Annotated in this window: 14 protein-coding genes; 9 read left to right on the top strand and 5 right to left on the bottom strand. The window is 71.0% G+C overall.

From position 1 onward, the window contains the following. Positions 1-163 precede the first annotated feature (163 nt). Positions 164-2,590, top strand: coding sequence for an endopeptidase La (lon, locus tag ACWDA7_RS21265; protein ID WP_450605801.1), 2,427 nt, complete (start codon positions 164-166; stop codon positions 2,588-2,590). 170 nt (positions 2,591-2,760) lie between these two features. Here lon and ACWDA7_RS21260 read toward each other — a convergent pair whose 3' ends face one another. Beyond that, entirely contained in the window at positions 2,761-3,579 is an 819-nt protein-coding gene (locus ACWDA7_RS21260; protein WP_450605800.1) for a lysozyme, read from the bottom strand. Between the two features lie 252 nt (positions 3,580-3,831). Here ACWDA7_RS21260 and ACWDA7_RS21255 point away from each other — a divergent pair, with 252 nt between their 5' ends. Further along, positions 3,832-4,338 carry a MarR family transcriptional regulator gene (locus ACWDA7_RS21255; protein ID WP_432932386.1) on the top strand — a complete coding sequence of 169 codons (507 nt, stop codon included), beginning with the start codon at positions 3,832-3,834 and terminating at the stop codon, positions 4,336-4,338. A gap of 45 nt (positions 4,339-4,383) precedes the next feature. Here ACWDA7_RS21255 and ACWDA7_RS21250 read toward each other — a convergent pair whose 3' ends face one another. Next, complete coding sequence (locus ACWDA7_RS21250) at positions 4,384-5,172, bottom strand: protein phosphatase 2C domain-containing protein (RefSeq protein ID WP_450605799.1); 789 nt, start codon at positions 5,170-5,172, stop codon at positions 4,384-4,386. A gap of 359 nt (positions 5,173-5,531) precedes the next feature. Here ACWDA7_RS21250 and ACWDA7_RS21245 point away from each other — a divergent pair, with 359 nt between their 5' ends. The 7 genes from ACWDA7_RS21245 to ACWDA7_RS21215 all read left to right on the top strand — a co-directional run bounded on the left by ACWDA7_RS21245 (position 5,532) and on the right by ACWDA7_RS21215 (position 12,424). Next, positions 5,532-8,417 carry a nitrate- and nitrite sensing domain-containing protein gene (locus tag ACWDA7_RS21245; protein WP_450605798.1) on the top strand — a complete coding sequence of 962 codons (2,886 nt, stop codon included), beginning with the start codon at positions 5,532-5,534 and terminating at the stop codon, positions 8,415-8,417. Next, on the top strand, positions 8,414-8,917 hold the full coding sequence (locus tag ACWDA7_RS21240) for a roadblock/LC7 domain-containing protein (protein WP_450605797.1): 504 nt from the start codon (positions 8,414-8,416) through the stop codon (positions 8,915-8,917). Before ACWDA7_RS21245 ends, ACWDA7_RS21240 begins: the two co-directional genes overlap by 4 nt. Then, on the top strand, positions 8,914-9,318 hold the full coding sequence (locus ACWDA7_RS21235; protein WP_359400993.1) for a DUF742 domain-containing protein: 405 nt from the start codon (positions 8,914-8,916) through the stop codon (positions 9,316-9,318). The genes ACWDA7_RS21240 and ACWDA7_RS21235 overlap by 4 nt, the downstream gene beginning before the upstream one ends. Next, the gene (locus ACWDA7_RS21230; RefSeq protein ID WP_450605796.1) at positions 9,299-9,937 is read left to right on the top strand and encodes a GTP-binding protein; all 639 of its coding nucleotides are present in this window, start codon (positions 9,299-9,301) and stop codon (positions 9,935-9,937) included. The genes ACWDA7_RS21235 and ACWDA7_RS21230 overlap by 20 nt, the downstream gene beginning before the upstream one ends. A gap of 22 nt (positions 9,938-9,959) precedes the next feature. Beyond that, positions 9,960-11,195 (top strand): styrene monooxygenase/indole monooxygenase family protein, encoded by a 1,236-nt coding sequence (locus ACWDA7_RS21225; protein WP_450605795.1) that lies wholly within the window; start codon positions 9,960-9,962, stop codon positions 11,193-11,195. A 207-nt stretch (positions 11,196-11,402) separates the two neighbouring features. Then, positions 11,403-11,741: a hypothetical protein gene (locus ACWDA7_RS21220; protein ID WP_450605794.1), complete on the top strand. Its 339-nt coding sequence runs from the start codon at positions 11,403-11,405 to the stop codon at positions 11,739-11,741. A 293-nt stretch (positions 11,742-12,034) separates the two neighbouring features. Next, positions 12,035-12,424 carry a MerR family transcriptional regulator gene (locus tag ACWDA7_RS21215; RefSeq protein ID WP_450605793.1) on the top strand — a complete coding sequence of 130 codons (390 nt, stop codon included), beginning with the start codon at positions 12,035-12,037 and terminating at the stop codon, positions 12,422-12,424. A gap of 116 nt (positions 12,425-12,540) precedes the next feature. On the opposite strand, the gene ACWDA7_RS21210 is transcribed toward ACWDA7_RS21215, so the two are convergent. From ACWDA7_RS21210 to ACWDA7_RS21200, 3 genes are all read right to left on the bottom strand, one after another. Further along, a complete protein-coding gene (locus ACWDA7_RS21210) occupies positions 12,541-13,269 on the bottom strand; it encodes a coiled-coil domain-containing protein (RefSeq protein WP_450605792.1) in 729 nt (242 codons plus the stop codon). Between the two features lie 102 nt (positions 13,270-13,371). After that, a complete protein-coding gene (locus tag ACWDA7_RS21205) occupies positions 13,372-13,686 on the bottom strand; it encodes a hypothetical protein (protein WP_450605791.1) in 315 nt (104 codons plus the stop codon). A 61-nt stretch (positions 13,687-13,747) separates the two neighbouring features. Further along, positions 13,748-14,473, bottom strand: a complete 726-nt coding sequence (locus ACWDA7_RS21200) for a TetR/AcrR family transcriptional regulator (protein WP_450605790.1) — start codon at positions 14,471-14,473, stop codon at positions 13,748-13,750. Positions 14,474-14,499: the final 26 nt, after the last annotated feature.

Genomic DNA, 14,499 nt, shown 5'->3' with positions numbered 1-14,499 from the left:
CGAGGGCGTTGGGACGACATCGGAATCGCTTCCCACCCGGCCTGACGTGCCGTCAACGAAGGCGGCAGGCCTGATCGCTCAGAGCGAACGTCTCCTGGGGAACAATCGAATCCTCATGGACATTGAGTCCGTGTAGCTCAACTTGACTGCCGAAGGGGAGATCATGGCTGCTGAGTCCACGGCGTTCACACCGCTCGCTTTGCCCGTGCTGCCGCTCGACGGCGAGGTCGTGCTGCCCGGCATGGTGGTTCCGCTGGACCTGAGTGATTCCGAGGTGCGCGCTGCGGTCGAGGCTGCCCAGGCCGCCGCCCGGTCGGAGCCCGGAAAGCCCAGGGTTCTGCTGGTTCCTCGCATTGACGGGACGTACGCGGGCACGGGTGTGCTCGGCACGGTCGAGCAGGTCGGCCGGCTGGCCGACGGCGACCCGGGCGCCCTGATCCGCGGCCGCGGCCGTGTGCAGATCGGCGCCGGGACCACCGGGCCGGGTGCGGCGCTGTGGGTCGAGGGCACGAGGATCGACGAGACCGTTCCCGACCCCTTGCCCGGCCACGTCGCCGAACTGGTCAAGGAGTACAAGGCCCTCGCCACCAGCTGGCTGAAGAAGCGCGGTGCCTGGCAGGTCGTGGACCGTGTCCAGGCGATCGACGACGTCTCCGCGCTCGCCGACAACTCCGGCTACTCGCCGTTCCTGACCACCGAACAGAAGGTGGCGCTGCTGGAGACCGCCGACCCGGTGGCCCGGCTCAAGCTCGCCACTGAGCAACTGCGCGAGCACCTCGCCGAGCAGGACGTGGCCGAGTCCATCGCCAAGGACGTCCAGGAGGGCGTCGACAAGCAGCAGCGCGAGTTCCTGCTGCGCCGTCAGCTGGAGGCCGTCCGCAAGGAGCTGCGCGAGCTGAACGGCGACGCGAAGGAGGGCGAGGAGTCCGACGACTACCGGGCCCGGGTCGAGGCCGCCGACCTGCCGGAGAAGGTCCGCGAGGCCGCGCTCAAGGAGGTCGACAAGCTGGAGCGGTCCAGCGACCAGTCGCCCGAGGGGTCGTGGATCCGCACCTGGCTGGACACGGTGCTGGAGCTGCCGTGGAACGAGCGCACCGAGGACGCATACGACATCCTCGGCGCCAAGGCCGTCCTGGACGCCGAGCACTCGGGCCTCGAGGACGTGAAGGAGCGGATCACGGAGTACCTGGCGGTGCGCAAGCGGCGCGCCGACCGCGGCCTGGGGGTCGTGGGCGGGCGGCGCGGAGGTGCCGTTCTCGCTCTGGTCGGGCCGCCCGGTGTGGGCAAGACGAGCCTCGGCGAGTCGGTGGCGCACGCCATGGGCCGCAAGTTCGTGCGGGTCGCGCTCGGCGGCGTACGCGACGAAGCCGAGATCCGCGGTCACCGGCGTACCTACGTCGGCGCCCTGCCCGGCCGTATCGTCCGCGCCATCAAGGAGGCCGGCTCGATGAACCCGGTCGTCCTGCTCGACGAGATCGACAAGGTGGGCTCGGACTTCCGGGGCGACCCGGCGGCCGCCCTGCTGGAGGTCCTCGACCCGGCCCAGAACCACACTTTCCGCGACCACTACCTCGAGGTCGAACTCGACCTGTCCGACGTGGTCTTCCTCGCGACGGCGAACGTCCTCGAAGCCATCCCGGAGGCCCTGCTCGACCGTATGGAGCTGGTCCGCCTCGACGGCTACACCGAGGACGAGAAGGTCGTCATCGCCCGCGACCACCTGCTTCCGCGCCAGCTGGAGCGGGCAGGTCTGAACAAGGACGAGGTCGCGCTCGACGAGGGCGCGCTGCGCAAGCTCGCCGGCGAGTACACCCGGGAGGCGGGCGTACGGAACCTGGAGCGGTCGATCGCACGGCTGCTGCGCAAGGTCGCGGCCCAGCACGAACTGGGCGAGAAGGAGCTGCCCTTCACCGTCCGCGACGAGGATCTGCGCGGCCTGATCGGGCGTCCGCACCACGTGCCCGAGTCCGCCCAGGACCCGGCCGAGCGGCGCACGGCGGTCCCCGGCGTGGCGACCGGACTCGCGGTCACCGGCGCCGGTGGTGACGTCCTCTATGTGGAGGCGTCGCTGGCCGATCCGGAGACGGGTGCGGCAGGCCTGACGCTGACCGGCCAGCTCGGCGACGTGATGAAGGAGTCGGCGCAGATCGCGCTGAGCTTCCTGCGCTCACACGGTGCCGAACTGGAGCTGCCGGTCGGCGACCTGAAGGACCGGGGTGTGCACATCCACTTCCCGGCGGGCGCGGTCCCCAAGGACGGGCCGAGCGCGGGCGTCACGATGACGACCGCACTCGCCTCGCTGCTGTCCGGCCGCCTGGTGCGTACGGACGTGGCGATGACGGGCGAGGTCTCGCTCACCGGCCGTGTCCTGCCCATCGGAGGGGTGAAGCAGAAGCTGCTCGCCGCCCACCGGGCGGGTGTGAAGACCGTCGTCATCCCGAAGCGCAACGAGCCCGACCTGGACGACGTGCCGGCGGAGGTGCTGGACAAGCTCGACGTGCACGCCGTCACCGACGTCCGCCAGGTCCTCGAGCTGGCGCTCGCGCCGGCCACGAACGACGCGGCGCCCGAGGTTCCCGTGGCGGCGTGACGGACGTCGCGGGATGAAAGAAGGCCCGGGCTCCGTGAGGGAGGCCCGGGCCTTCCCGTGCGACCGCACAGGGACGTAGGCCGTCGGCGAGTGCCCGCACTCTGTCGAGCGCGCTGGTGCCGTGCGGGTCCGGGGAGCGATCCCCGGGTCCCGGCCGGGGGTCTGTGGCGCTAGCCGTTGGCGAGTGCCTGGACCCTGTCGAGGGCGCCGTTGAACTTGTCGTGGTCCCCGACCGTCGGTCCGGACGACGTGTATTGCCACATCGCGTAGTACGCCCAGCCGGCCGGCAGCGTGCCCGGGTCGGCGGCGTAGCGGGCGATCCACAGCGGGTCGGCCGAGGCGAAGCCGCCGTAGTTGCCGGTGCACTGGGTCCACCAGTTGGTGGCCGTGTAGATCACGGCGTTCCGGCCGGTACGGGCCCGGTAGGTGTTCAGGAAGTCGGCGATCCAGCTGACCATCGCGCTCGCCGACTTGCCGTAGCAGGCCGCCCCGTACGGGTTCCACTCGATGTCGAGCGTGCCCGGCAGCGTCTTTCCGTCCCCGGACCAGCCGCCGCCGTGGTCGACGAAGTAGTTGGCCTGGGTGGCGCCGCTCGTGGTGTCCGGGGTGGCGAAGTGGTACGCGCCGCGGATCATGCCGATGGTGTACGAGCCGTTGTACTGCTGGGCGAAGTAGGGGTTCGTGTAGTAAGTCCCTTCCGTCGCCTTTGAGTACGCCCAACGCACGCCGCTGTTCCACAGCGTGGACCAGGCGACGTTGCCCTGGTAGCCGGAGACGTCGACGCCTTCCGTCTGGGCGACGAGACCGGGTGCGGGTGTGCCGCCTCGGCCGTCGTGGGCCAGGACGCCCATGCCCATGTACGCGGTGCCACGGGCGGGTGTGCCCGCGGCGTGGGCCGGGAGGGCGGTCAGCAGGGACAGCAGGGCGAGCAGGATTCCGGCCGCGAGCAGGCCGGGCTGCCGGAACGATCCGGGTCTGTGCACGGGCATACGAGCCTCCGGGTGACTCGGTGGGGGAGACGCCCGGGCGGGCCGGGCGCGTGGGGAGTGCCGGTCCCCGGCCGCCGCACAATGGCGTGAGCATGCCAGAGACGCCAACGAAGCTAGGCACGTGGACCCGGGCTGGGAAGAGGGGTCGGAGAACGCCGTTGGTCTAAGCCTGCGAAATACTGGCGGAGCTGCGGCAATGGCGATGCTCGGCGGAAACTTTCAGGAACGGGAAACCGGGGCAGGGGTACTGACGTGCACGAGCATGGAAACGGCGAGGAGCGCGGGGGCGACTCCGGCGTGCCGGAAAGCGGTCTGGAATGCGGCGGCGCGGACCGGGAATTCCTCTCCCTGGAGCGTGAGCTGACGGTGTTCCTGCGACGGGCCAGGGCCAATCAGGGCGAGATGGCCCGAGAGGTCCACCCGGACCTGGAGCCCGCGGCGTACGGCCTGCTCGTGCGCCTGGACGAGTACGGCCGGCAGCGTGCGACGGAGCTCGCGGCCTACATCGGCGTCGGCAAGGCCACCATGTCCCGCCAGTTGCGCGCCCTGGAGGACCTGGGCCTGGTGGCCCGGGAGCCGGACCCGGCGGACGGCCGGGCGTGGCTGGTCCACCTCACCGAGGAGGGCCGCACCCGGGTCGGAAACGTGCGTGAGGCGCGCCGTGCGCTGTACGTGCGGGAACTGTCCCACTGGGACCGGCGCGAAGTGGCCGAACTGGCCCGCCTGCTGAACCAGTTGAACCAGAGCATGGAGAAATAGCCTGCTCGGGGCTGCGCGGACCCCGCACGGCTCCCCGCGAGCCGCTCACAGCTCCACGTGCACCACCGTCGCGTCGTCGTGCGTCTTGCTGCGGCCCAAGTACGCCCGCTCCTCGTGGTCGGCGGCCTCCAGGGTCCGTACGCGCTCTACCAATGCCGCCGCCCCCTCCTTGCGCACGAGCGAGAACAGATCCGTCCAGTCGCCCTTGTGGAACTTCTCCGTCCAGCGGGTCGCGCCGTCCGTCAGGGCCGTGAGCGTGCGTACCGCCGCACGCGGCAGCTCGCCCGTCACCGCGCGGGCGGCGACCGAGGGGTCCGCGGCCGCCGTGAAGAAACCGCTCTCCTTGTTGCGGACCGTCGCGTCCGCGATCGCGTCCGTCGCCAGACTGGCGCGCGGTATGCGGGCGAGGCGGTCGTCCAGGAGAGCGGTGACCGTGCCGTCGGGGGCCTCGATCAGCAGGGCCGAGTCCGACAGGACCAGATACTCCACCGTGGCGTCCGACCAGCGGGCCAGGACCACGGTCGCCTGAGGCGTGCGTGGGTGAGAAAGGTCACAGGTGGAGGCGTGGGTGTCGGCGGTGCGCCGGACGGCGGCCGACAGGATCTCCGCCAGGGTCAGATCCCGGCGGGAAACGGACAGTTCGGTCAGTGCCCCGCCGAGTCGTGTGCTGAACCAGTGGACGGAATGAAGACAGCCGTAGTCGGTCGGCGGCGGAGTCACGCCGTCCAGGACGACCAGCGCCCCACCCTGTCCTGAAGCCGGAAGCGCGAGTGCGGCGAAGTCCTCGTTGGGGCGGGCCGGGTCGCCGGGCTCGGAAATCAGTTCAGTACGCATTCGGCCAGTCTGCACGAGCCCTTCACAAGGTCCACAAGAGGCTGGCAACGGTCGCCGAAAGGGTGCGACCGGCCTGGTCAGGCGCCTGGTTTGGTACGGAATGATCGGCTCCGGTGGAGCGTGGTGGCGAATACTGCCAAAGTGCGCCGCCGACGTCCAACCGGCCCGCCATACGGGGCCCCCGGGCGGGCTCGGGGAACTTGCCCGCCAACTCCCCGCCGATGTTCACTCCTTCGGGTGGCGGGTCAGGCGAAGCGAGACCTCTGCCCACCGGCACTGGGAGGGTCGAAAACCGTCGTACCGGGTCGACGCCCCAGTAGACGGACCGTCACCCGGGCCCATGGGTTAACGAGTCAGGAATGCGAGCACCGGTGCAGATGAAGCGGCCTCGGCGCACAGGCAAGCAGACGACCCCCGAACGGAACGCCTCGTCCGGGTCCACGGGCAATGGCCGTCCCGCCCATGTGCGCAACCGACTGATTGTCGCCGTCGCCGTGGTCGCCGCGGCGATCGCCGGCGCCGGGGCGCCGAGCGTCATCGCGGCCTCGGGACAGCTGGGCGACTCCCAGAGCCTCGTGACGCTCACCGAGCAGACGCAGGACGCGCTCGTCCTCGCCCACTCGCTGGCCGACGAGCGCGACGCGGTCACCTCATGGGTGGCCGCCGGGCGCCCCAAGTCCACGACGCCCGCAGAGCAGCGCAGCGCCGGCGTCGACCGCGAGATCGAGGACCTGCGCGCCGATCCGGACCTCCCGGCGGCGCTGCGCAAGGACCTCGACGACGTGGGCTCCGTACGCAGGGCAGCGCTCGTCGGCAAGAGCAGCGCCCTCGAGGCGCACCAGGCGTACTCCGCCGCCATCACCGAGCTGCACGCCCTCGCCGACCAGCTGGCCGGGAAGATCCCGCCGCGCGCGGGCTCCGGCGCCTACGCGCTCGCCGAGCTCGACAGCGCGGTGCAGCAGGCGGCCGCCGCCCGAGGACTGCTCCTCGCGGCCCTGAACATCCCGCGCACCACCCAGACCACGATCGACCCGATCACCGGCCTGCCGACGACCACCACCAGTTCCTCGGACGCCGACACCAAGCAGCGCGACGCGCTCACCGCCGCCGCACAGCAGGCCGCCGTGCGTTCCGACGCGGCCGTCGCCGACTTCCACGACACGGCACCCACCGCGGCCCGGAACTCGTACGACTCCACGGTCAACGGCCCCGAGGTCACCTCCGCCGAGCAGTACCTCAAGGCCCTCACCGACCAGCCCACCCTCTCCGACAGCGACCTCGGTCTCAGCTCCAAGAAGGTCGAGGCGGCGCTCTCCGCCCGCGTCGACCTCATGCGGGGCGTCGAGTCCTCGCTCTACGAGGGCCGCAGCAAGGACCTCGCCCATCTGCGCGACGACGATGTCACCGCGCTGGAGATCCGCATCGCCGTCCTCGGCGCGCTCATGCTCGTCGCCGTCGGCATCGCCACGGGCATGGCGCGCAGCCTCACCCGCCCGCTCGCCGTCCTCCGCATCGGCTCGGCCCGCGTCGCCGCCGACCCGGCCGCCGAGGAACCGATCAAGTTCACGGGGCGCAACGACGAGTTCGCCCAGGTCGTCCGCTCCGTCAACGCCCTGCACGCGCACGCCGTCGCCCTGCAGGAGCGCGTGAACACGCTGGAGGCCGACCGCAAGCACCTGGTCGGCCAGCGCCAGACCATGGCCGACGAACGCTCCCGGCTGCGCAACGAACTCAGCGAGGCCTCAGCGCACCTGGAGCAGGTCCGGCACAGCATCCACTCCACCTTCGTCAACCTCGCCCTGCGCACCCTCGGCCTGGTCGAGCGGCAGCTCGGCGTCATCGAGAGCATGGAGGAGCGCGAGCAGGACCCGGATCGGCTCTCCACGCTCTTCAAGCTCGACCACTTCGCGACGGTCATGCGCCGGCACAGCGAGAACCTCCTGGTCCTGGCCGGCACCGAGCACGTCCAGCAGCACGCCGGACCCGTGCCGCTCGTGGACGTGGTCCGCGCGGCGGTCAGCGAGATCGAGCGGTACGAGCGCGTCCGGATCGCCGCGCTGCCGCCGCACGCGAACCTCGCGGGTTTCGCCGCCGACGACCTCTCGCACCTGGTGGCCGAGCTCCTGGAGAACGCCACCTCGTTCTCGCCGCCGGACGTCGCCGTCGAAATCTCCGGCTGGCTGCTGGAGAGCGGCGAGGTGATGCTCTCCGTGCAGGACGAGGGCATCGGCATGAGCGGCGAGCGGATGAGCCGGCTCAACGCCCGCCTCGCCGAATTCGACCCGGACGACCCCTACGACCAGGAGAGCGGCGAGGGTCTCGGTCTCGGACTCTATGTGGTGGCCCGCCTCGCCCACCGGCACGGCGTCCGCGTCCAGCTCCGCGAGCAGAAGCAGGGCGGTGTCGCGGCGGTCGTCGTCCTGCCCAAGCCGCTGCTCGCCGCCGCCCCGGCCGCCGCCGTGCCCGCCTCGGGACCCGCGGCGGGCGGCCCGCACACCATGTCCCTGCCGGGCGCGGACGCGGAGGTCAACTCCAACGTCCTCAGCAGCCGTTCGCGGATGACCGTCCTGGAGCCCGAGGGCGACGAGGACCCGCTGATCGCGGCGGCGGCGCAGGCCGTAAGGGAGCGCACGGAGACCGAGGGGCCGCAGGAGCCCGTACGGGACGAGGACGCCCTGCTCGGGGAACGGACGGCGTGGAACGGCGGGCCGGCACGGGAGCCGGTGGCCTTCGTGCCCGAGTCCGGCCCCGAGACCACGATGGAGCTGCTGCTTCCCTCGCCGCGGACGGACGCACCGGCCCCCACTCCCGTCGCCGACATCCCCATCCAGGCGCCCGCCGACCCGTACGCCATAGGGCCCGACACCCACGAACGCATCGCCGACGGGGGCGAGTCGAGGCCCGCCCCCGCGCCGCAGGAGTCCTGGGAAGAGCCGGACGAGTCCGAGGTCCCCCGCCTCACGGCCAAGGGCCTTCCCAAGCGCACCCCGAAGATCTCCGCGCCCGCCCCGGCCCCCCGGCAGCGCTCCGGTGGTGTGGACGCCGAGGCGCTGCGCCGCAGGCTCGGCGGCTTCCACCGCGGCGCCGCGGAGGGCTACCGCCACGTCGAGGCGGAGAACGCCGAGAAGACGGCGGAGACCCAGGCCCCCGCACACCGGTCCACGGCACCACAGCACACCGCTACACCCGGCACGGCACAGGACGTAGAAGCATCGGGGGGTACAGTCGAGGAGGCAAGCAGTTGACCGCGCCCAGTACCTTCGGTCTGAGCAGTGAGGCCCGCAACCTGCACTGGCTGCTGACGAACCTCGTCGAGGAGGTGCCGGGACTGCTGTCGGTCGCGGTGGTCTCCTCCGACGGCCTGCTGCTCCTGTCCTCCGACCCCGGCCGCAACCTGGAGGCCCGCGCCGGGCGGGAGGGCAAGACCAGCGGCCCCAAGGGGTCCTCCGCGGACCTCGCCACCATCGTCTCCGGCATCGGCAGCCTCACCATCGGTGCCGCCAAGCTGATGGACTCCGGCAAGGTCAAACACACCATGGTCGCGATGGACGAGGGCAGCCTCTTCGTGATGTCCATCAGCGACGGCTCGCTGCTCGGCGTGCACGGCTCGGCGGACTGCGACATGAGCGTGGTGGCCTACCACATGGCGCTCTTCGTCGGCCGCGCAGGACATGTGCTGACACCCGAACTCCGCAGCGAGCTACGCAAGTCCCTCGAGGCCCAGTCGGCGGGGAGCGTCCGATGAGCAGCACACCGAAGAAACTTCCCGTGCGGGGCGGCGACCGCAAGCCCGCCCGGGTGCGCCCCTACTCGCTCACCGGCGGACGGACCCGCTTCGGTCACGTCCTGCTGGTCGAGACCTTCGTGGCCGCGCTGGACGCCCCGGAGGAACGGCGTGAACTGACCAATGGTTCACTGTCCACCCGGGTGATGCCCGAGATGCGGGCCATCGTCGAACTCTGCCGCCGTATGCGCACGGTGGCCGAGATTGCCGCGCTGCTGAGGATGCCGCTCGGAGTGGTCCGTGTGCTCCTGAGCGACCTCGCGGACCAGGGAAAGATCCGTGTGTACGGAACCGGTCACGGCCCTGGACAGCCGGACCGCGCTCTGCTGGAAAGGGTGCTGAGTGGACTCCGTCGTCTCTGACGCCTCCCCGGGCGTCTCCCCCCTCCTCGACGGCGAGGAGCAGCTGAAGTCCTGGCAGACGGACCGTACGCGGGCACCGATCGCCACGAAGATCGTGGTCGCGGGCGGCTTCGGCGTCGGCAAGACCACCCTCGTGACCGCCGTATCGGAGATCACGCCCCTCCAGACGGAGGCGCTGATGACCGAGGCCAGCGAGGAGACCGACGATCTCACCGGGACGCCCCAGAAGCTGACCACCACGGTGGCCATGGACTTCGGCCGCATCACGCTCGACGACGACCTGGTGCTCTACCTGTTCGGCACGCCGGGCCAGCAGCGGTTCTGGTTCATGTGGGACGACCTGGTGCGCGGCGCGATCGGCGCGGTGGTGCTCGCCGACACCCGGCGGCTCGCGGACTGCTTCCCGGCACTCGACTACTTCGAGAGCAGCGGCCTGCCGTACATGGTCGCGGTCAACCACTTCGACGGCAGCGACCGGTTCGAGCCCGACGATGTGCGCGAGGCCCTCACGATCCCCGCACACATACCTGTCATGATCATGGACGCGCGGCGCCGGATCTCGGTGATCGAGATCCTCCTGGCCCTCGTCGGCCACGCGCTCGACGTCACCCCCGAGTAGTCCCGATAGGAGCACCACCCGCATGCGGAAGATACTCGTCGTCGGAGCCGGCCAGTCCGGACTCCAGCTCGCCCTCGGCCTCCAGTCGCACGGGTACGAGGTCACCCTGATGTCCAACCGGACCGCGGACGAGATCCGCACCGGCCGGGTCATGTCGACGCAGTGCATGTTCCACACGGCGCTGCAGCACGAGCGTGATCTGAAGCTGAACTTCTGGGAGTCCCAGGCCCCGAAGATCGAGGGACTCGGTGTGTCCGTGGCCGGTCCGGAGTCGCAGCGCGTGATCGACTGGGTGGGCAAGCTCGACGGATACGCGCAGTCGGTCGACCAGCGCGTGAAGATGGCCGGCTGGATGGAGACGTTCGCGCAGCGCGGCGGCCAGCTGGTCATCCACGGCGCGGCGGTCTCCGACCTCGACTACTTCTCCCGTACCTACGACCTCGTGCTCGTCTCGGCGGGCAAGGGCGAGCTGGTGTCGATGTTCGGCCGTGACGCCTCGCGCTCGCCCTACAGCGAGCCGCAGCGCGCCCTGGCGGTCGCCTACGTCCACGGGCTCGGCCCCCGCCCGGAGCACCCGGAGTACGACGCGGTCCGCTGCAACCTCGTGCCGGGCGTCGGCGAGCTCTTCGTCATGCCGACCTTCACGAACACCGGCCGCGCGGACATCCTCTTCTGGGAAGGCATCCCGGGCGGCCCGCTCGACGTCTTCAACGGTGTCAAGGACCCGGCGGAGCACCTCTCCCTGACCCTGGAGCTCATGGAGCGGTTCACGCCGTGGGAGTACGCCCGGGCCACCAAGGTGGAGCTGACCGACGCGAACGGCACGCTCTCGGGACGCTACGCGCCCACGGTCCGCAACCCGATCGGTCGACTGCCCGGCGGCGGGCTGGTCCTGGGTGTGGCCGACGTGGTCGTGGCGAACGACCCGATCACCGGCCAGGGTTCCAACTCGGCGTCCAAGTGCGCCGCCTCCTACCTCGCTTCCATCCTGGAGCACGGGGAGAAGGAGTTCGACGAGGCCTGGATGGAGCAGACCTTCGACCGCTACTGGGACGTGGCCCAGTACGTCACCAAGTGGACGAACGCGATGCTCGGCGTGCCGCCGGAGCACGTCCTGAACCTGATCGGCGCGGCAGGTGCGATGCAGCCGGTCGCGGACCGCTTCGCCAACGGCTTCAACGACCCGGCCGACTTCGAGAACTTCTTCTACGACCCGGCGAAGACGGAGGCGTACCTGGCCTCGGTCGCAGGAGCCTGACGGGCTTCTGACCAGCACTGCGACCGTCGCTTTGTCGCTGCTGGTCGCCCTCGGACGGCCCACAGACGGCCCCGGTTGTATTGCCGGGGCCGTCGGCGATTCACCGGATGTGAGCCCTCGATGGGACCTGTGGGCGGGGTGGTCGCTCAACCGCAAGGCGTCCGGATGGATCGTCAAGGTCAAGCAGCACCACTAGGACAGCCGGACATGAGACAAGCGAGCAGTGCCATGCCGAACCGGCCCGGCGTCAGGACGGCCCTGTTGTGGGAAGCCGGCTTCGTTCTCGCAGCCATGTGCTGCTGGATTGTGCTGGCCACGATCTACGACAACGCGGCCTGGGCCGCCCTGCTGGACGGTCCCAAGCTGCCGCTTGCGGCAAGCTTCCTGGTCGCCGTGTCACTGGTGGCCAGCCGGCTCCTGTGGATGAGCGGCCGCAAGCCACTACGGGTCCTCGGTTGCGCCATCATCGCGCTGCGTCTGACCGGTGTGCTGATGGTCTGCCTGCTGATCGCGCTGGAACTGTACGACTACGCCACCACCTGGTGACGAGCGCAGAGAGCCTGCGCCCGCGGCGGTGGGGCCGGCTGACGGCTCATCCCCCGTCCGCCGCCACCCGGTTGGCCCCTGAACCGCCGGACAGGCCCTGGTGGTCATGGGTGCCATCACCATCCGGTTGGGCAGGGTCAGGTCGCCGAGTCGGTAGCTGCTGAACGACGTCGTCACGTCGGGCTTCTCCGTCCGTACATCGCGTGCCCGGACGTCGGGCACGGCGCCACGCTAAAACCTGACATGGATGTCAGAGGCAAGCGGTGTGGCGTGGTTCACCACAGGAGGCGGTCGTGCGGATCGGTGAGCTCGCGGCGCGTACCGACGTCAGCGTCAGGTCGCTGCGGTACTACGAGGAGCGGGGGCTGCTGACCAGCAGCCGGAGCGCCAGTGGGCAGCGGCACTACACGGAGGCCGAGGTGGAGCGGGTGCGATTCATCCAGCGCCTGTACACGGCGGGCCTGTCCAGCCGTACGATTTCCGAGCTGCTGCCGTGCGTCGACACGCCCAGCGAGCGCAACTCCGATGCCGCTCTCGAGCGGATGGCGCAGGAGCGCGACCGGCTCTCCGAGTACATCGACGAACTCGTGCGGACCCGGGACGCCTTGGACGGCCTGATGGTCACGGCCCGGGCCCATCGCGAGAGCCTGCTCACTCCGGCCGGCACGGGACCGAGGCGCTGAACGCGCACGGTGGTTCCCCGGAGTCCGGCTGTGCCCGGCGTCGGGGGACGGGGCGTGCGCCGTCGGTCCCTCCTCGCCCTGCTGAAACGGCCCACCGGTCTGATCGGCGGCGTACTTCAGGGCCCGTCGCCCGCCACGGAGGGCGGTCGGTCGTCGCCCGGGGTGCCCGAGGCCGTCGCACTCGGCTGTTCGGCGACGGTCCCGGCCTCCTCGAACGCGGCCAGTGCCGCCAGTTCTTCGGGGCTGAGCGAGGCGAGCAGTTCCTCGGTGTCCTTCAGCTGCCGCTCGACGGCGTCCCGCGCCGTCTTCTGCCGGTCGGAGAGGGTGAGCTGTTCGTCGAGGGCCTTGCGCGCCTGACGGGCCAGCTCGTCGGCCTGCCGTTCGAGCCTGGCCAGCCGCTGCACGCTCTCGGCCCGCTCGCGCGCCAGCCGGACGATCACACGGCCCACGTCGATCGCGTACTGAGGATCGCGGGCGAGCAACAGGCGTACGTACAAGGAGAGCTCCGTGCTGCTCTGGTACTGCTGGCGGGCGAGCCGGCCGACCGCGGCCCGGCTGCTCTGCAGGGCGAGCCGGGTCCTGGCGAGGGACACGTCCAGCCGGGCGACCTCGGCCTGCTGCTTCTTCAGTCGCTCCGTAGTGGCGTTGTAGGTCTTGTTGGCCTGCTCGGACTGCAGGTAGCGGAGCTGAAGATCCATCAGGAGGCGCGAGATGGACCGGGCCCCCGGCTGCCCCGCCGGGTTGGTGCCGGGGTCCGGGATGAGGGCCTGCGCAGGGGTGGTGACGAGCAGGGGCGAGGCGGCCAGCGCCACCGTACAGACCAGGTGGAGCAGCCTTACCGGCATGTCATCACCTCCGAGTCGCGGGTGGCCCCTCCACCCCGCACCGGCAGGATGAGACGCGTGCCACCGGGGCGCCTGCCCGGTGGTCGGTTCGGCGCAGGAAGGTCACCCGTCGGCGGTGCCCGCGCCGCCGCCCGGCGTGGCGTCTGGCGTGCGGCGCGGCTTGGACCACGGCCACCGGAGCCGGCGGCCGCGGTCCCCCTCGGGGTCGTACTCGTACTTCCAGCCCGGATGGAGACCGAGCTTCCGCGGCGGGCCCGCCGGGACACGCCGGTAGACGAGGACGGTCGGCGGGCCGCCGGCCGCGTCCGGTACCGGGACGCGGTAGGTCTTCGGCGGGTGGCCGGTCGGGCCGAGCAGGATCGGAAGGACGCGCCCGTCCAGGGGGCCGCCCACGAACGGGGTGTCTTGGCTCTTCACGGCACCAGTGTCCTCCGTGCCGGGACGGCGCCCTCGGCACGGTCCTTCGCGCGGCCCCCTGTCACAGCAGATGAGACGCGTCGCCGACCACCGACAGAACGCTCCGGACCAGTCTGCCGACCAGGCCCTCGGTGCTCTCCAGCGCCAGCGCGGCGCGCACCACGGAGGCGGTCTGCGGGTCGCGTCCCGCGCCGGCCACCAGACACGCCACGAACTGCTCCACGAGCCAGTCCCGCAGTTCCTCGACCGGCGGCTGCTTGTCCTCGTCGAGCCAGATGAGGGAGGCGGCCTCCACGGCGGTGATCCACGTCCGTACGGTCATCCGCAGCCGGGTCCCGGGTTCCTCGACGCCGAGGTGGCTGAGGATGTGCTCCGCGGCGTCCCTGCGTACCCCGTCCACGATGGCCGTGGTGCGGGACGTCTCGACCACGCTGCCGCCCTGGAGCAGCGCGCTGAACCCGGCGTCGTGCTGGTCGACGAAGGCCAGGTAGCGGTCGAGGGCACGGTTCAGGCGCCGCGTGAGCGGTCCCTCCGGGGGCTCGGCGAAGCACTGCTCGAGCTCCTCGGCGGCCGAGCGCAGGGCGGCCTCGTACAGCTGCTGCTTGCCGCCGGGGAAGTACCGGTAGACGAGGGGCCGCGAGACCCCGGCGGCCTCCGCCACGTCGTCCAGCGAGACATCCTCCGGTGCGCGGTGCGCGAACAGGGACAGCGCGGCGTCGAGCAGCTGGCTGCGCCGCTCCTCGACGCTGAGCCGACGGTACGCGCGGAGGGGGGCCTCGGAGGTCATATTCCGCAGCGTAACCGTGTTGCCGT

This window comes from Streptomyces sp. NPDC001156 (assembly GCF_053598275.1).
This window is presented reverse-complemented; position numbering and strand designations above follow the sequence as displayed.

What these genes read in the sequence shown, in the direction of transcription:
- lon (WP_450605801.1), top strand. Translation starts at nt 164, where the DNA reads ATGGCTGCTGAGTCCACGGCGTTCACACCGCTCGCTTTGCCCGTGCTG.
- ACWDA7_RS21260 (WP_450605800.1), bottom strand. Translation starts at nt 3,579, where the DNA reads ATGCCCGTGCACAGACCCGGATCGTTCCGGCAGCCCGGCCTGCTCGCG.
- ACWDA7_RS21250 (WP_450605799.1), bottom strand. Translation starts at nt 5,172, where the DNA reads ATGCGTACTGAACTGATTTCCGAGCCCGGCGACCCGGCCCGCCCCAAC.
- ACWDA7_RS21245 (WP_450605798.1), top strand. Translation starts at nt 5,532, where the DNA reads ATGCGAGCACCGGTGCAGATGAAGCGGCCTCGGCGCACAGGCAAGCAG.
- ACWDA7_RS21235 (WP_359400993.1), top strand. Translation starts at nt 8,914, where the DNA reads ATGAGCAGCACACCGAAGAAACTTCCCGTGCGGGGCGGCGACCGCAAG.
- ACWDA7_RS21225 (WP_450605795.1), top strand. Translation starts at nt 9,960, where the DNA reads ATGCGGAAGATACTCGTCGTCGGAGCCGGCCAGTCCGGACTCCAGCTC.
- ACWDA7_RS21220 (WP_450605794.1), top strand. Translation starts at nt 11,403, where the DNA reads ATGAGACAAGCGAGCAGTGCCATGCCGAACCGGCCCGGCGTCAGGACG.
- ACWDA7_RS21210 (WP_450605792.1), bottom strand. Translation starts at nt 13,269, where the DNA reads ATGCCGGTAAGGCTGCTCCACCTGGTCTGTACGGTGGCGCTGGCCGCC.
- ACWDA7_RS21200 (WP_450605790.1), bottom strand. Translation starts at nt 14,473, where the DNA reads ATGACCTCCGAGGCCCCCCTCCGCGCGTACCGTCGGCTCAGCGTCGAG.